This window comes from Micromonospora sp. NPDC002717 (assembly GCF_040295705.1).
Classification (GTDB): domain Bacteria; phylum Actinomycetota; class Actinomycetes; order Mycobacteriales; family Micromonosporaceae; genus Micromonospora.
This window is the reverse complement of sequence record NZ_JBEOVW010000001.1, coordinates 790,556-805,956: the sequence shown is the minus strand read 5'-3', so window position 1 is coordinate 805,956 and position 15,401 is coordinate 790,556. Positions and strand designations below refer to the sequence as shown.

General features: G+C 72.9%; 14 protein-coding genes and 1 pseudogene. All 15 read left to right on the top strand.

What is annotated here, in order from left to right; all coding sequences use genetic code 11:
• Nucleotides 1–87 precede the first annotated feature (87 nt).
• The 15 genes and pseudogenes from ABT006_RS03940 to ABT006_RS03870 all read left to right on the top strand — a co-directional run bounded on the left by ABT006_RS03940 (nucleotide 88) and on the right by ABT006_RS03870 (nucleotide 15,381).
• On the top strand, nucleotides 88–852 hold the full coding sequence (locus ABT006_RS03940; RefSeq protein WP_350702602.1) for an ABC transporter ATP-binding protein: 765 nt from the start codon (nucleotides 88–90) through the stop codon (nucleotides 850–852).
• Nucleotides 837–2,537, top strand: coding sequence for an ABC transporter permease (locus tag ABT006_RS03935; RefSeq protein WP_350702600.1), 1,701 nt, complete (start codon nucleotides 837–839; stop codon nucleotides 2,535–2,537). Before ABT006_RS03940 ends, ABT006_RS03935 begins: the two co-directional genes overlap by 16 nt.
• A gap of 108 nt (nucleotides 2,538–2,645) precedes the next feature.
• Complete coding sequence (locus ABT006_RS03930) at nucleotides 2,646–3,137, top strand: SRPBCC family protein (RefSeq protein WP_350702598.1); 492 nt, start codon at nucleotides 2,646–2,648, stop codon at nucleotides 3,135–3,137.
• 131 nt (nucleotides 3,138–3,268) lie between these two features.
• Nucleotides 3,269–3,814, top strand: a pseudogene (locus ABT006_RS03925) (flavin reductase family protein); the annotation flags it as partial.
• Between the two features lie 314 nt (nucleotides 3,815–4,128).
• The gene (locus tag ABT006_RS03920; protein WP_350702596.1) at nucleotides 4,129–4,500 is read left to right on the top strand and encodes a DUF485 domain-containing protein; all 372 of its coding nucleotides are present in this window, start codon (nucleotides 4,129–4,131) and stop codon (nucleotides 4,498–4,500) included.
• Entirely contained in the window at nucleotides 4,478–6,151 is a 1,674-nt protein-coding gene (locus tag ABT006_RS03915; protein ID WP_350702594.1) for a monocarboxylic acid transporter, read from the top strand. The genes ABT006_RS03920 and ABT006_RS03915 overlap by 23 nt, the downstream gene beginning before the upstream one ends.
• Nucleotides 6,152–6,237: 86 nt before the next feature.
• Nucleotides 6,238–7,215: a UDP-glucuronic acid decarboxylase family protein gene (locus tag ABT006_RS03910; protein ID WP_350702592.1), complete on the top strand. Its 978-nt coding sequence runs from the start codon at nucleotides 6,238–6,240 to the stop codon at nucleotides 7,213–7,215.
• 78 nt (nucleotides 7,216–7,293) lie between these two features.
• Nucleotides 7,294–8,532 carry an LCP family protein gene (locus ABT006_RS03905; protein ID WP_350702590.1) on the top strand — a complete coding sequence of 413 codons (1,239 nt, stop codon included), beginning with the start codon at nucleotides 7,294–7,296 and terminating at the stop codon, nucleotides 8,530–8,532.
• A 236-nt stretch (nucleotides 8,533–8,768) separates the two neighbouring features.
• Complete coding sequence (locus tag ABT006_RS03900) at nucleotides 8,769–9,983, top strand: LCP family protein (protein WP_350702588.1); 1,215 nt, start codon at nucleotides 8,769–8,771, stop codon at nucleotides 9,981–9,983.
• 230 nt (nucleotides 9,984–10,213) lie between these two features.
• Nucleotides 10,214–11,155 (top strand): LCP family protein, encoded by a 942-nt coding sequence (locus ABT006_RS03895; RefSeq protein WP_502890837.1) that lies wholly within the window; start codon nucleotides 10,214–10,216, stop codon nucleotides 11,153–11,155.
• Between the two features lie 83 nt (nucleotides 11,156–11,238).
• The gene (locus ABT006_RS03890) at nucleotides 11,239–11,574 is read left to right on the top strand and encodes a rhodanese-like domain-containing protein (RefSeq protein ID WP_350702586.1); all 336 of its coding nucleotides are present in this window, start codon (nucleotides 11,239–11,241) and stop codon (nucleotides 11,572–11,574) included.
• 9 nt (nucleotides 11,575–11,583) lie between these two features.
• Nucleotides 11,584–12,375, top strand: a complete 792-nt coding sequence (locus ABT006_RS03885; protein WP_350702584.1) for a glycerophosphodiester phosphodiesterase — start codon at nucleotides 11,584–11,586, stop codon at nucleotides 12,373–12,375.
• 118 nt (nucleotides 12,376–12,493) lie between these two features.
• Nucleotides 12,494–13,975 (top strand): PAS domain-containing sensor histidine kinase, encoded by a 1,482-nt coding sequence (locus tag ABT006_RS03880; protein ID WP_350702582.1) that lies wholly within the window; start codon nucleotides 12,494–12,496, stop codon nucleotides 13,973–13,975.
• A gap of 43 nt (nucleotides 13,976–14,018) precedes the next feature.
• Nucleotides 14,019–14,435 carry an ATP-binding protein gene (locus ABT006_RS03875; RefSeq protein WP_350702728.1) on the top strand — a complete coding sequence of 139 codons (417 nt, stop codon included), beginning with the start codon at nucleotides 14,019–14,021 and terminating at the stop codon, nucleotides 14,433–14,435.
• Nucleotides 14,436–14,496: 61 nt separating this feature from the next.
• A complete protein-coding gene (locus ABT006_RS03870; RefSeq protein ID WP_350702580.1) occupies nucleotides 14,497–15,381 on the top strand; it encodes a DUF5926 family protein in 885 nt (294 codons plus the stop codon).
• Nucleotides 15,382–15,401: the final 20 nt, after the last annotated feature.

The window sequence follows — 15,401 nt, the reverse complement described above, 5'->3', positions numbered from 1 at the left end:
TCACGCCCCGGGTACGCCTCGGGGATGACCGGGGGATCATCCTGCGGCCGGACCGGTGGCCGGCCGACGCCGGATACGGTCGGACCCATGACTGCTGAGCACCCGGCTCTCTCCCTCCGTGGCCTGGCCAAACAGTTCGACGGCAAGGTCGCGGTGGCCGGTGTCGACCTGGACGTCCCGGCCGGCTCCTTCTACGGCCTGCTCGGCCCGAACGGCGCCGGTAAGACGACCACCCTGTCCATGGCGGTCGGCCTGCTCCGGCCCGACGCCGGTGGGGCGTGGGTGCTGGGGCACGACGTCTGGGCCGACCCGGTGGCCGCGAAGCAGCTGCTCGGCGTGATGCCGGACGGCGTACGCCTCTTCGACCGGCTCAGCGGCGCGGAGCTGCTCGCGTACCACGGCCTGCTGCGGGGCATGGACCCGGCGGTGGTCGACCAGCGGGCGGCGGAGCTGCTGGACGTGCTCGCGCTCGGCGACGCCGGGCGGACCCTGGTGGTCGACTACTCCGCCGGCATGAAGAAGAAGATCGGCCTGGCCTGCGCGCTGCTGCACGGGCCCCGGCTGCTCGTGCTGGACGAGCCCTTCGAAGCGGTCGACCCGGTGTCGGCCGCGCTGATCCGGGACATCCTGCACCGGTACGTGACCGGGGGCGGGACGGTCGTCTTCTCCAGCCACGTCATGGAGGTCGTCGAGCGGCTCTGCTCGCACGTGGCGATCCTGGCGGCGGGCACCATCAAGCGGGTCGGCACCATCGACGAGGTGCGCGGTGGCCGGCCGCTGGAGCAGGTCTTCGTCGAGGTGGTCGGCGGCCGCACGGCGACCGGTGAGGAGCTGGCGTGGCTGTCGCGGTGACGCACCCGACCAGCCCGGCGACAGCGGTCCGACGGGTCTCCGCCCGGCACTTCGTCCGGCTCAAGCTGCGGGTGATGGGCAACAACTTCCGGGGCCAGGGCTGGCGGGTCGGCCTCTTCGTGGCCGGCGTGCTGGCCGGCCTCTGGCTCGGCGGCACCGGCTTCTTCCTCTTCGCCGCGCCGGGCCTGGCCGACGGGGGCCGCTACGCGCTGATGGTCGCCTCCCTCGGCGGCGGCTTGGCCGTGCTCGGCTGGCTGCTGCTGCCGCTGGTCTTCTTCGGGGTGGACGAGACGCTGGACCCGGCCCGGTTCGCGTTGCTGCCGCTGCCCCGCCGCACGCTGGTCACCGGCCTGTTCGCCGCCGCCTTCGTCAGCGTCCCCACGCTCGCGGTGCTGCTGGCCCTCTCCGGGCTGGTGGTCACCGCCGGGGCGCTCGGCGGCTGGTCCGCCGCCGCGGTGATGTCGGTCGGGGTGGTCGCCGGGCTACTGCTCTGCGTCGCGGGGGCTCGGGCGGTCACCAGCGCGTTCGCCACGGCGCTGCGGTCCCGCCGGGTCCGTGACCTGGCCGCCGTGCTGCTCGCCGTGCTCGCCGCGCTGCTCGGCCCGTTGCAGCTCGCGGGCGTCGCCGCCCTCGGGGACGCGAACTGGGACCGGCTCGACGGCGTGGCCGAGGTGATCGGCTGGACGCCGTTCGGCGCCCCCTGGACGGCCGGCATCGACGTGGCCGAGGGCCGCGCCTGGGCCGCGCCGGTGAAGCTGCTGATCACGGCGGCGGCGATCGTCGCGCTGCTGGCCTGGTGGTCCCGCTCGCTCGAGTCGGCCATGGTGGGTGCGGCCAGCGCCGGCCCGGCCCGGGACCGACGCGGCGTGGCCGGCGGGGCGGTCGCCCAGCTCTTCCCGCGCGCGGTCGGCTGGGCCCGCCGGGACCGGTTCGGCGCGCTGGTCGCCCGGGAGGCCCGCTACTGGTGGCGGGACGCCCGGCGGCGGGCCAACCTGATCACCGTCGCGGTCGTCGGCCTCTTCGTGCCGGTCATGGTCAACCTCGGCGGCTCGGGCTTCAGCGTGGGGGCGGAGCAGGGGTTCACCGTCCCCGACACGGCGTCGCCGGTGCTGGTCAGCCTGTCGATGCTCTTCGTGGGCCTGCTCGCCGCGGTCACCCTGGCCAACCAGTTCGGCTTCGACGGCAGCGCGTACGCCGCAAACGTGGTGGCGGGCGTGCCGGGGCAGATGGAGCTGCGCGCCCGGATGGCCGCGTTCTCGATCTACCTGCTGCCGATGCTGGCAGTGATCTCCGTGGTCGTGGCGGTGGTCCTCGGCGAGCCCGGCTGGATCGGGCTGATGGCGGGCACCCTGATCGCCACCTACGGCGCGGGGCTCGCCGTCAACACCTTCGTCTCGGTGCTCGGGGCGTACTCGCTGCCGGAGACGAGCAACCCGTTCGCACTGAACAGCGGCGCCGGGGTGGCGAAGAGCTTCCTCACCCTGCTGTCCATGCTCGCCTCGGCGGTCGCCGCGGTGCCGATGGTGGTGGCCGCCGGGCTGCTCGGCGACGTCTGGCTCTGGCTGGCCCTGCCGGTCGGCGCGGCGTACGGCCTGGGCGCCGCGCTGCTCGGCGCGTACCTGGCCGGCGACGTGCTGGACCGCCGCATGCCCGAACTGCTCGCCACGGTCACTCCCCGCCGCTGACGCGAAGGCGACACTCGATCGGCTGCAACCTGCACCGCCCACCAGGATGTGCCGGGCAGTGCCGCGCCGCCGCGCCGGGGGCTTGCCGGGCGGCGGCACAATGGCCGGATGCCCGTCGTCGAGGCGGTGGCGACCGTGCCGGTGCCACCCGAGTTGGCCTTCGCGGTCTCGCAGACCACCGCGCCGGTCCGCTACCGCTGGGACCCGTTCGTCAGGGAGCAGCACTTCACCGGCGGGGCGACCCGCCCCGGAAAGGGCGTGCGCACCTTCACCCGCTCCCGACACGGGCTGGCCATGGTCAGCGAGTACGTCTCCTGGGCGCCACCGAGCCACGTCGGCATGAAGATGGTGAGTGGCCCGTGGTTCTTCGAGATGTTCGCCGGCGGCTGGCGCTTCGCGCCCGCGTCCAAGCCGGGGTGGACGGTCGCCACCTGGCGGTACAGCTTCCGCTGCCGTCCGGCATTCCTGCGTCCGGTCGCCGACCGGATCGGGGTCTGGCTGCTCCGCCGGGACATCCGTCGCCGGATCGCCGGTTACGCCGCCGGCTGCACGGATCCCGAGGTGCTGGCCGCCGCCCGCCGCGCCCTCACCGACGACTGAGCAGCAGGGATACGCCTCGGCCCGAATCAGGCATGCCCGACCGACCTGCCCGAGCGGTCATGATCAGTTGACGGAAACCAGGCGCAGCCGGCACTGGGCAGCGGTTTTCCATCAATTGATCATCGGGGTGAGCAGGGGGCGGCACAATGTTTCACGTGAATCATGAGCCGGGCGCCGAGATCCACCACACCGACCCGTTCGCCGTGCCCGCCGGGCAGCGCTCCCCCGTACGCCGGTTGCGGGGCCGGCTGGCCTCGCCGGTGACCCTCTGGACGGCGCCCGGGCCGGCGGGCCTGACGGTGTCGTCGACGCTGGTGGCGGAGGGCGAGCCGGACCGGCTGCTCGGCCTGGTCGACCCGGAGTCGGACCTGTGGGCGGCGGTCGAGTCCGCCGGCCGCTTCGCGGTGGCCCCGCTGAACCCGTCGCACCGGCAGCTCGCCGACCGGTTCGCCGGCCTCTTCCCGTCGCCGGGCGGTCTCTTCGCCACCGGGACGTGGACCGACACGCCCTACGGTCCGGTGCCGACCGACGCCGGGGGCTGGGCGGGATGCCGGCTCGACGCCGCCCGCGAGTACGGCTGGGGCCTGCTGGTGGAGGCCACCATCGAGGCCGTCGAGCTGACCGGGGAGGCGGATCCGCTGCTGCACTACCGGGGCCGGTACCGCGAGCTGACCTGACGAGGACCGGCACGTCCCGGACGACTGGCCGCGGAGCACCCGGCCCGGGCCACCGGCCCGTGGCTCGTCGTGACCGGCGACCACCGGTTCGTGGCCCGTCGTGACCGGCGACCACCGGTCCGGAGACGGGACCGGCGCCGGGCCGATGGTTCGACCCCGACGACCGTTCAGCGGAGTGAGTTGCGTCACTCGGCGCAGCCACCGTGCCGTTCGGCGCAGCCGCCGACCGGCGTCGATCTCAGCCTTCCCCGGCGGGGAGCGCGCTTTCTACCGTGCGCGAAAACCCCGACGCCTGTGAAGGTGGTGATCCACAAATGTCCACGGACACACCCGCGTCCGCGCCCTCCGCGTCAGCGGCGGACCGGTACCTCGCCGTACAACGGTCGGACGAGTTCGCCGGGTTGCGTCGCGCGCTGCGCGGCTTCGTCTTCCCGATGACCGTCGCCTTCTTCCTGTGGTACGCGCTCTACGTGATCCTGTCCGCGTACGCGCGGGACTTCATGGGCACGAAGCTGTTCGGCAGCAACATCAACGTCGCCCTCGTCTTCGGCCTGCTCCAGTTCGTCTCCACCTTCGTGATCGCCTGGCTCTACTCCCGGTTCGCCGACCGGAGGATCGATCCGGTCGCCGACCGGATCCGCGCCGAGATCGGGGAGGTGACGCATGAACACGGTCCTCGCGGCTGAGGCGGGCAGCACCACGGCCCGCAACCTCACCATCACCCTGTTCCTGGTCTTCGTGGCGGTGACCCTGGCCATCACCATCTGGGCCAGCCGGCAGACCAAGACCGCCACCGACTTCTACGCCGGCGGGCGGTCCTTCTCCGGCTTCCAGAACGGCATGGCGATCGGCGGCGACTACATGTCGGCCGCCTCGTTCCTCGGCATCGCCGGCATCATCGCCCTCTACGGCTACGACGGCTTCCTCTACTCCATCGGCTTCCTGGTCGCCTGGCTGGTGGCCCTGCTGCTGGTCGCGGAGCTGCTGCGGAACTCCGGCCGCTACACGATGGCCGACGTGCTGGCCTTCCGGATGCGTCAGCGCCCGGTGCGTACCGCCGCGGCGGTCTCCACCATCACCGTGTCGATCTTCTACCTGCTGGCCCAGATGGTGGGCGCGGGCGCGCTGGTCGCGTTGCTGCTCGGCATCAAGCCGGGCACCACCTTCCTCGGCATGGACGCGGACACCGCCAAGGTCGCCACCATCATCATGGTCGGCGCCCTGATGATCATCTACGTCACGGTGGGCGGCATGAAGGGCACCACCTACGTGCAGATCGTCAAGGCGTTCCTGCTCATGGGCGGCGCGCTGGTGATGACCGTGCTGGTGCTGGCGCACTACAAGTTCAACCTGTCGGCGCTGCTCGGCGATGCCGCCGCCGCCTCCGGCAAGGGGAGCGCCTTCCTGGAACCCGGGCTGCGGTACGGCGTCGACACGCCCGGCGACGCGCTGAAGACCTTCTACAGCAAGATGGACCTGCTCTCGCTCGGCATCGCGCTGGTGCTCGGCACGGCCGGCCTGCCGCACATCCTGATCCGGTTCTACACCGTCCCGACCGCCAAGGCGGCCCGCAAGAGCGTGCTCTGGGCGATCGGCATCATCGGCACCTTCTACCTGCTGACCCTGGCGCTCGGCTTCGGCGCCGCGGCGCTGGTGGGCGGCGAGGCGATCACGACACAGGACAAGGCGGGCAACACGGCCGCGCCGCAGCTCGCCGAGGCGCTCGGCATCGACTTCCTCGGCGGCGACCTGGGCGGGGCGACCCTCCTGGCGATCATCGCGGCGGTCGCCTTCGCCACCATCCTGGCCGTGGTGGCCGGCCTGACCCTGGCCTCCTCGTCGAGCCTGGCGCACGACTTCTACGCCAACGTGATCAAGAACGGGTCGGCGTCGGAGCGGCAGGAGGTGCGGGTCGCCCGCGTCTCCGCCCTGGTGATCGGCGCGATCTCGATCGTCCTGTCGATCTACGCGCAGAACCTGAACGTGGCGTTCCTGGTGGCGCTCGCCTTCGCGGTGGCCGCCTCGGGCAACCTGCCGGCGATCCTCTACAGCCTGTTCTGGAAGCGGTTCAACACCTCGGGCGCGGTCTGGGCCATCTACGGCGGCCTGCTCTCCGCCGTCCTGCTGGTGTTCTTCTCGCCGGTGGTCTCGGGGGCGCCCACGTCGATGTTCCCGAACCATGACTGGCAGTGGTTCCCGCTGTCCAACCCGGGCATCCTCTCCATCCCGTTCGGCTTCCTGTGCGGCTGGTTCGGGACCGTGATCTCGACGGAACACGACGAGGAGAAGTACGCCGAGCTGGAGGTGCGCGCACTCACCGGCGCCGGTGCCCACTGACCCCACCCGACGGAGGGGTCCCCGGCGCCGGGGACCCCTCCCGCCACGCCCGGTGCGGGACCGGGACGATGGGTAGGCTGACCGGCATGAACGTTGCTGCGCGCTTCGGAAGTGGTCACCGTGTCCTCGTCACCGGCGGCGCCGGTTTCGTACCGTCGCACCTGGTCGACGCGCTGATCGCCCGCGGCTGCACGGTGGTCGCCCTGGACAACTTCGTCACCGGGTCCAAGGAGAACGTCGCCCACCTGGCGGACGAGCCGAGGTTCACGCTGGTCGAGGCCGACATCTCCGACGGACTGCCGACCCACCACCCGGCCATGGCCGAGCGGTTCGACGCCATCCTGCACATGGCATCCCCGGCGAGCCCGACGGATTTCGAGAAGCTGCCGGTGGAGATCCTCCGGGTCGGCTCGGTGGGCACCCTGCACCTGCTGGACCGCGCGGTCGCCGACGGCGCCCGGTTCCTGATGGCCTCCACCTCCGAGGCGTACGGGGACCCGAAGGAGCACCCGCAGCGCGAGACGTACTGGGGCAACGTCAACCCGATCGGCATCCGCAGCGTCTACGACGAGGCGAAGCGCTTCTCCGAGGCGGCCACCATGGCCTACCACCGCAGCCGTGGGTTGGACGCCGCGATCGTCCGGATCTTCAACACGTACGGCCCCCGGATGCGGCCGGACGACGGCCGCGCCATTCCGACGTTCATCTCCCAGGCGCTGCGCGGGGAGCCGATCACCGTGCACGGCACCGGCAACCAGACCCGCTCGATCTGCTACGTGGCGGACCTGGTCCGCGGGATCCTGCTGCTGCTCGACTCCCGCGAGACGGGGCCGATCAACTGCGGCACCGAGCACGAGATGAGCATGCGGCAACTCGCCGAGACGATAGTGTCACTCTGCGGCAGCAGCTCCGAGGTGACCTACATCACGCGCAGCGCCGACGACCCGGAGATGCGTCGCCCCGACCTGACCCTCGCCCGTGAAATGCTCGGCTACGAGCCGACCGTGGCGCCCGAAGACGGCCTCCGGCGCACGATCGAGTACTTCCGCGAGCGGCTAGGGTAACCGGCCGCCCGGGCGACGCCGGCAAACGCCGGCTTCGCCTGGAGGCGACTGTGGCCGGACGTACGTACCCTGAGTTACATGTCAGCGACCACGCCCGCCGGTGTCCCGCTCCCGTACCTGCCCCGCAGTGCCGGGCGCGCGTCGGTGCCCGGCTCCGGCCGGGACACCGCCGGGCGCGCCCGGCCGGCCGAGGCCCGCTGGTACCCGTCGCCGGACGAGGCGCGGGCCGGCGGCCCGGGTGGCCCGTCGGGTCCGGGTGGCCCCGGCGGACCGGGCGGCCCCGGGGGCCCCTACGGTCCGGGGCGGCGCGGCGCGCGTCCCCGGTGGGGCCGGATCGGCCTGGTGGCCGGCGTGGCCGTGCTGGTGCTCGCGCTCCTGGGCGGGGCCGGCGCCTGGTTCTACGCGCGAAGCCTGAACGACGACCTGGCCCGCACCGACCCGTTCTCCGAGATCACCGGCGGCCGGCCGGCCAAGGCGGTGGACGGCGCGCTGAACATCCTGCTGGTCGGCAGCGACTCGCGGGACCCGGACGCCCCGGTGGACCAGTCCAGCAAGTGGCGGGCCGACACGATCATCGTGATGCACATTCCGTCCGACCACCAGCAGGCCTACCTGGTCTCCATCCCCCGCGACCTCTACGTGCCGATCCCCGAGGGCGCCAACGCGGAGTGCGGCTCCGGCCAGCGCGGGAAGATCAACGCGGCGTTCGCGTTCGGCGGGCTGCCGCTGGCCGTCCGGACGGTGGAGTGCTTCACCGACGTGCGGCTCGACCACGTGATGGCGATCGACTTCGCCGGCTTCAAGCAGGTCACCGACGCCCTGGGCGGCGTCGACCTGAAGGTCGAACGGACCATCACCTCGATCCACAAGCCGTACCGGACCTTCACCAAGGGCACCAACCACATGGACGGCGCCGAGGCGCTGGACTGGATCCGGCAGCGCAAGCAGTTCCCGGACGGCGACTTCGCCCGGATGCGCCACCAGCAGGAGTTCCTCCGCGCGCTGATGGACAAGGCGGCGAGCACGGGCACGCTGACCAATCCGAAGATGCTGAACGACTTCCTCAAGTCGGTGACCGCCGCGGTCACCGTCGACGAGGGCTTCTCGCTGGTCGACATGGCGGTGCAGTTCCGCAACCTGCGGGGCGAGAACCTCACCTTCGTGACCAGCCCGCACGTCGGCAGCCAGACCATCAACGGGGAATCCGTGGTGGTCTCGGACAGGGAGAAGGCGCTGGCCATGTACAAGGCGATGTCCGCCGACACCCTGGCCGCGTGGGTAGAGGCCAACCAGAAGGCCGACGGCACCGGGAACTGACCCGCACCGCATCGACGCCGGCCCCCACCCGTGATCGACGGACGTCATCGCGGGTCGGGGGCCGGCTTCGCGTTTCCTGTGAGCCAACGGCCGACCGGTCGTATCGATCTGGACGTTTGGACAGTTTTCCTCATTGGCGGCGGGGAGAACGCCAATTGACGTCCCGACGAACTACCCAGGACGGGAAAGCGTCCGTACAGTGATCCCGCCCCCTGATCACGCGAGCTGGAGCACGCATGCCGGTTCAGACCAGCCGTCGCCCTCCGGCGCTGGAGTCCCCCGGCGGCCCGGCGCGGGCCGCCACGACCACCCCCACCAAGCCCGGGAAGGGCGGAAAGACAGGCGGCGGGCCCGCGAAGAAGCGGTCGCGCCGCAAGGACCCGCTCTGGGCCCGACTCACCCTGATCCTCGGCGCCGTACTGATGATGACCAGCGGCGTCGCGATCGTCGGCAGCAAGGCCCTGATCAGCAAGGCCACCGGCAACATCGCCCAGCGCAACCTGCTGGGCGACGCGGGCAAGTCGGACGCCGAGGGCGGTGCCAACCTGGACGGCCCGATCGACATGCTGCTCCTCGGGGTGGACGCCCGGGAGCGGTGGGCCGCCGACGACGTCCGGGCGGACAGCATCATCGTGCTGCACATTCCCGCGACGCACGACCAGGCGTACCTGATCTCGATCCCGCGCGACACGGAGGCCCAGATCCCGGCCTTCAAGAAGAGCGGCTACTCCGGCGGGGTCGACAAGATCAACGCCGCGTTCCAGGCCGGCGCCCGCAACGGCGGCGGCTGGGAGGGCGGCGCGCAGTTGATGGCACAGACGATCAAGAAGATGACCGGGATCAGCTTCGACGGCGCCGCGATCATCAACTTCGGCGGCTTCAAGAACATCATCGAAACCCTCGGCTCGGTGCGCATCTGCGTCAGCCAGGAGGTCCAGTCGATCCACATGTCGTACGTCGACGGCAAGCCGATGTGGAACGCGGACGCCAAGAAGACCGGCAAGCGGATGACCCCGGTGGTGCACAAGAAGGGCTGCCGGGAGATGGAGGGCTGGGCGGCGCTGGACTACTCCCGCCAGCGCAAGTCCCTGAAGAACGGCGACTACGACCGCCAGCAGAACCAGCAGCAGCTGATCAAGGCGATGGCGAAGAAGGCCACGGAGAACGGCACGCTGACCAACCCGCTCAAGCTCAACGAGCTGATCAAGGCGGCCGGCAAGGCGTTCATCCTCGACGCCGGCGGGGTGCCCGTCGCCGACTTCGTCTTCACGATGCGCGGCGTCACCGGCAACGACCTGGTCATGCTGAAGACCAACGGCGGCACCTTCCACGGCGACGGCAGCCGGGAGACGCTGAGCCAGGAGACGCTGGACATGTTCCACGCGGTCAAGCAGGACAAGCTGGCCGAGTTCGTCTTCGCCAACCCTCAGGTGATATCCAGCCGCAAATAGCGCCGGCTCTGCCCGTCCGCCCGAGCGCGGCGGCCGGGCAAACTCGGTGAAGCGGCCCGGGACCACGGAGCCACCCGTAGCCTGACGTGAGAGAGATTCACTTACGGCCGCGGGGAGGAGTCACGTCCAGATCGGCGCGCGACGGTCGGGCACGGACCGGGGCCGACGCCCGGGCCGCCCGGCCGCGCCGCGCCCGCTGGCCTCGTGTCCTGCTCGGCCTCGGTGTGGCGGTGGTGCTGCTGGCCGGGCTCGCCGTGGTCGGCCTCCGGGTGCTCGGCGACCGGTACGAGCGCACCGTGGTGCGGGAGCAGTTGCTCGACCCGACCGCCCGGCGGGCGCGGACCGACCCCCACGGGCCGCTGAACTACCTGCTCGTGGGGACCGACCGGTGGCAGAGCGGCAGCGCGGCGGACCGCCGGTCGGACAGCATCCTCATCGTGCACGTGCCCGCCGGTGGGCGCGAGGCGTACCTCGTCTCCGTCCCCCGGGACCTGCTGGTCGCCATACCGCCCGGCAACGGCTTCGGCGGCGGGCAGGACAAGATCAACGCGGCGTACGAGCACGGCGGGGGCGGCGAGCCCGGCACCCGGCTGCTCTCGGCCACCCTGACCCGGCTGACCGGGATCCGCTTCGACGGCGCCGCACTGATCGACTTCTCCGGCTTCCGCAAGGTCATCGACCTGCTCGGCGGGGTACGCATGTGCGTGGACACCGAGGTCCGCTCGATCCACACCGACCGGGTCTTCCACCCCGGCTGCCAGCAGATGGACGGCGGCGAGGCGCTGGACTACGTCCGCCAACGCTACGACCTGCCCGGCGGCGACTACGACCGGCAGACGCACCAGCAGCAACTGCTCCGGGCCCTGCTGGAGCGCACGAACGAGACGTCACTGCGGACCAATCCCGTCAAGCTCGACCAGGTGATCCGGGCGGTGGGCAGCTCACTGACCGTGGACACCAACGGCGTACCGCTGGAGGACCTGGTCCTCGCGCTGCGCGACCTGCCGGCCGACGCGCTGCGCGGCGTGCAGGTCCCCTCCCACCCGCAGACCATCGACCAGGTGTCGTACGTGGTCCTCGACAACGGCGGGAACGGGCTGTTCGAGGCGGTCCGCGGCACCCGGGTTCCGGAGTGGGCCCGGGCCAACCCCCGGTGGGTCACCCGACTGTGACGTGCGGGACGCCCCACCTCGCCGGACCCGGCCGCACCGACCGCCCGCCGACGGTCGGCCGGGCGAGGTTCTAGGCTTGGCGCGTGTTCGGACCCCAGGTTCCCACCGTGACCGTGCCCGAGATCGCCGACGACACCTACCTGCTCGACGTCCGGGAGGACGACGAGTGGGCCGCCGGCCACGCTCCCGGCGCGCACCACCTGCCGATGATGGAGCTGCCGGCCCGGATCGCGGAGGTGCCCGCCGACCGCGACGTCGCCGTCATCTGCCGCTCCGGCGGGCGCTCCGCCCAGGTCGTCGCCTACCTGATGCGCAACGGCTGGGACCAGGTGCGCAACGTCGCGGGCGGGATGGACGAGTGGGCCGCCGCCGGGAGACCCGTCGTCGGCGGGAACGGGCAGCCGGGCCACGTCCTCTAGGCGGGCGGGATGGGCGCACCCCTGGTCTTCGCGCACCGCGGCTCCTCGTACGACCTGCCCGAGCACACCCTCGCCGCCTACCTGCGCGCCCTCGACGAGGGTGCGGACGGGCTGGAGTGCGACGTCCGGCTGACCCGGGACGGGCACCTGGTCTGCGTGCACGACCGCCGGCTCGACCGCACCAGCAACGGTCAGGGCCTGGTGAGCACGCGTACCCTCGCCGAGCTGGAGGCGCTGGACTTCGGCTCCTGGCACCCCCGCTGCGTGCCCGCCGACGGGGACGAGGTGCTGGACGAGTCGCACACCCGGCTGCTCACCCTGGAGCGGCTGCTGGACGCGGTGCTCGCCGCCGGGCGGCCGGTCCGGCTGCTCGTGGAGACCAAGCACCCCTCCCGCTACGGCGGCGACGTCGAGCGCCGGCTCGTCGCGCTGCTGCGCCGGTACGGCCTGGCCGAGCCGAAACCGGACGATCCGGTACGCGTCACCGTCATGTCGTTCTCCGCGCTGGCCGTACGCCGGGCGCGGGAGCTGGCCCCCGCGCTGCCCACGGTGCTGCTGCTGGAGGTGCTGCCGCCCTGGCTGCGGGCGGGGCGGCTGCCCTTCGGCGCCCGGATCGCCGGGCCCGGCGTGGCGCTGGTGCGGGCCCGCCCGCAGCTCGTGCCCGCGTTGCGGGCGGCGGGCAACCAGGTCTACGTGTGGACCGTCAACGAGCCGGCCGACCTGGACCTCGTCCTGTCCGCCGGGGTGGACGGCATCATCACCGACCGGCCGGCGCACGCGCTGGCCCACCTGGGCCGCTGACCGCGCGCCCGGACCGCGTCCCCGGCCCGCCCGGCCCGACGCGGGCGGCCCGGACCGATGGGCGGGATCCGGCCGGGCAGGGGTGTCCGGAAACCGACCGTCGGGGCACACTCGGGGCATGCCGGAGCGCACCGACCTCTCCGCTCTCATCGCCGGCCACACCGCGGTGATCGACTCGATCAACTCCGGCGGCGCCGGCGTCCCCGTCCTCACCCAACTGCTCCGGGTGGTCCGGCCCACGCTCGACGCGGCGGGCATGGCCTTCGTCGAGTTCGCGCCGACGGGTGGCCGGGTGATCGCCGCCGCCGGCGCCGTCGAGTGGATCATCGGCCGCCCCGTCCCGCCCGACGACCCGGCCGTCGCCTGCCTGCTCTCCGGCACCCGGGTACGCCAGGTCCGGACGGACCGGCTCACCGGCAGGCTCGCCGGTGAGCTGGCCGCGCGCGGCCTGCTCCGGATGGTGGTCGCTCGCGCGGAGATCGGCGGGCTGACCGTCGGCAGCCTGCACGCGCTCTACCCGGGCGAGGACGGGGCGCGGGACGCCGGCCGGCACGACGCGATGGGCTACATCGCCTCCTGCATCGCCCACATGTACGGCGACCAGACCGGGCTGCCGGTGCACGGCGACGGCCCGGTGGTGGCGGCGCTGGCGGACGGGCTGGCCGTGGTCGACCAGGACGGGCACGTGCGGCTCTGGAACCCGGCCGCCGCCCAGGTCACCGGCCGTTCCGCGGCCGAGGCGCTCAACCGGCCGCTGCCCTTCCCGCTGCCGCCGTCCGGGCAGGTGCTCGACCACCGGCTGCCGGACGGCCGCTGGCTCAAGATCACCTCCGGGGAGCTGCCCGGCCCCGGCACCCTGCACGTGGTGACCTTCCGCGACGTCACCGACCAGCAGCGGCGCGACCACGACCGGGACCTCTTCGTCGCCGTGACCAGCCACGAGCTGCGTACGCCGGTGACCGTGATCAAGGGCTACGCCGACACGCTCACCGACCACTGGGAGTCGCTGACCGAGACCGACCGGCGGCAGGCCGCCCGGGTCATCGGGCAGCGCGCCAACGAGCTGGCCCGGCTGGTCGACCGGCTGCTCTCCGCCGCCGCCGAGCCGGGCCCGGGCGACGAGCCGCCCGCCCCGTACGACCTCGGCGACGCGCTGCGCGCGACGGTGACCGACCTGCCGGCGGAGCTGCGGCACCGGCTCGTCCTCCGCCTCCCGGTCAACCTGCCGAAGGCGCTCGGCCACCGGCCCAGCCTGGCCACCGTGCTGACGGAGCTGTGCACGAACGCCGGCAAGTACTCCCCGCCCGACTCCCCCGTCGAGATCAGCGCGGACGCGGACGGGGCGACCGTGTCCTTCCGGGTCAGCGACCGCGGCATCGGCATCCGGCCGGAGCACGTGGAGCGCGCGTTCGACCGGTTCTGGCAGGGGGAGTCGGGCGACCGCCGCCGCTATCCCGGGGCCGGTCTCGGTCTCTATCTCGTCCGCCGGATCGTTGAACAGCAGAATGGATGGGTATTCCTCCGGCCGAGGGCCGGTGGCGGTACGGTCGCAGAGGTGCGGCTGCCGCGCGGGGGACCGGCGACGGGCGGCGGGGCGTGAAGGGGCGAGGGTGTCGACGGGAGCTGCCGAACGGGCATGGTGCGTGGTGGTGCCCCACCACGCCACGGGGGCGCGGCAGGCGCGGCACCGGCTCGCCGACGAGCTGACCGGCGTCGTACCTCCGCCACTCCTGGCCGACCTGGTCGCGGTCCTGGCCGAGCTGGTCGGCAACGCGGTCCGGCACGCCGACCCGCTGCCCGGCGGGGTGGTCCGGGTGGCCTGGCGACTGCGCACCTCCGCCGCCGGCCAGCAGGTGCAGCTCCGGGTCACCGACGGCGGCGCCGCCGCGGGCCCGCGGATGCGGGTGGCCGACACGGACGCCGTCGACGGCCGCGGCCTGCACATCGTCGCGGGGCTGGCTGACCGCTGGGGCGTCGAGCGCGACGGCCTGGGCCAGAGCGTGTGGGCCGAGTTCGACCCGGCCGACGTCACCCGGTCGGACCTGGCCGTCGCCGGCTGACCGTCCCCGACAGGCGGGTCCTGCCCACGCCGGCCGGCTGCGGCCTCTAGGCTGTGTCGCCGTGAGCAAGCGTCGAAAGAGCCAGCGGGCCGCCGAAGCCACCCCCAAGCGGGAGAAGGTGCGCGACATCTTCGTGCCCCGACCGTTCGAGGGGCTGACCGACGAGCCGGAGTGGATCGCCCTGCGCGAGCTGGTGCCGGCCGCCTCCGCGCCGCTGCGGCTCGCCCCCGCCCTGGTCGAGGAGTTCGGTGACCGCGAGGTCGTCCTCGCCACCGTGCTGCCGATGGCCGCCCCGGCCGTGACGAAACCGGACGGCCGGGTCCTCGTCGGGCTCCAGCGCCACCAGCAGTCCGGCGACGTCTCCCGGGACCTGGCCGAGGCGCTGCTCTGCGCGCTGCGGGCCGAGCCGGGCAGCCCGGTGGCCGTGCCGCCGCTGCCCGGACCGGGCCCCCGCCTGCAGGACGTCCTGGTCGACGGTCCGCTGGAGATCACGATGCACGACGGGTTCGAGTTCTGGCTCGACCCGGGGGCCGGCGACGACCCGACCGTGCAGGCGTCCCTGGAACGCGCGAACGCCGCGATCTACCCGACCGTCCGGCTCGCCGCCGCCCCGGCCGCGTACTGGTGCCAGGTGCCGGAGAAGGCGCACGTGCGCTGGGTGCTGCCCGACGACGAGGACGCCGCGCTGGACGCGCTGGCCCGGCTGAGCGTGGCCGGCACGCTGACGCTCGGCGAGAACACCCGGTTCGCCGGCATGTTCCGGGCACACGGTCGGCTGGTGCCGGTCTGGGACCTGCCCGAGGACGTCCCGGCTGCCGACTGGGAGCAGCCGGTCACCGAGTTCGCCAAGCGGTACGCCGAGGCGCTCGCCGATGCCGCCCCGCTGGACGCCGCCGGCCGGCGCGCCCGGCACGGCCTGCTCGGCCGCCAGCTCACCCTGCGCTGAGCCCCGCCCCGCCCCGCCCC

What these genes read in the sequence shown, in the direction of transcription:
- ABT006_RS03940 (WP_350702602.1), top strand. Translation starts at nt 88, where the DNA reads ATGACTGCTGAGCACCCGGCTCTCTCCCTCCGTGGCCTGGCCAAACAG.
- ABT006_RS03930 (WP_350702598.1), top strand. Translation starts at nt 2,646, where the DNA reads ATGCCCGTCGTCGAGGCGGTGGCGACCGTGCCGGTGCCACCCGAGTTG.
- ABT006_RS03920 (WP_350702596.1), top strand. Translation starts at nt 4,129, where the DNA reads ATGTCCACGGACACACCCGCGTCCGCGCCCTCCGCGTCAGCGGCGGAC.
- ABT006_RS03915 (WP_350702594.1), top strand. Translation starts at nt 4,478, where the DNA reads ATGAACACGGTCCTCGCGGCTGAGGCGGGCAGCACCACGGCCCGCAAC.
- ABT006_RS03910 (WP_350702592.1), top strand. Translation starts at nt 6,238, where the DNA reads ATGAACGTTGCTGCGCGCTTCGGAAGTGGTCACCGTGTCCTCGTCACC.
- ABT006_RS03905 (WP_350702590.1), top strand. Translation starts at nt 7,294, where the DNA reads ATGTCAGCGACCACGCCCGCCGGTGTCCCGCTCCCGTACCTGCCCCGC.
- ABT006_RS03900 (WP_350702588.1), top strand. Translation starts at nt 8,769, where the DNA reads ATGCCGGTTCAGACCAGCCGTCGCCCTCCGGCGCTGGAGTCCCCCGGC.
- ABT006_RS03885 (WP_350702584.1), top strand. Translation starts at nt 11,584, where the DNA reads ATGGGCGCACCCCTGGTCTTCGCGCACCGCGGCTCCTCGTACGACCTG.
- ABT006_RS03880 (WP_350702582.1), top strand. Translation starts at nt 12,494, where the DNA reads ATGCCGGAGCGCACCGACCTCTCCGCTCTCATCGCCGGCCACACCGCG.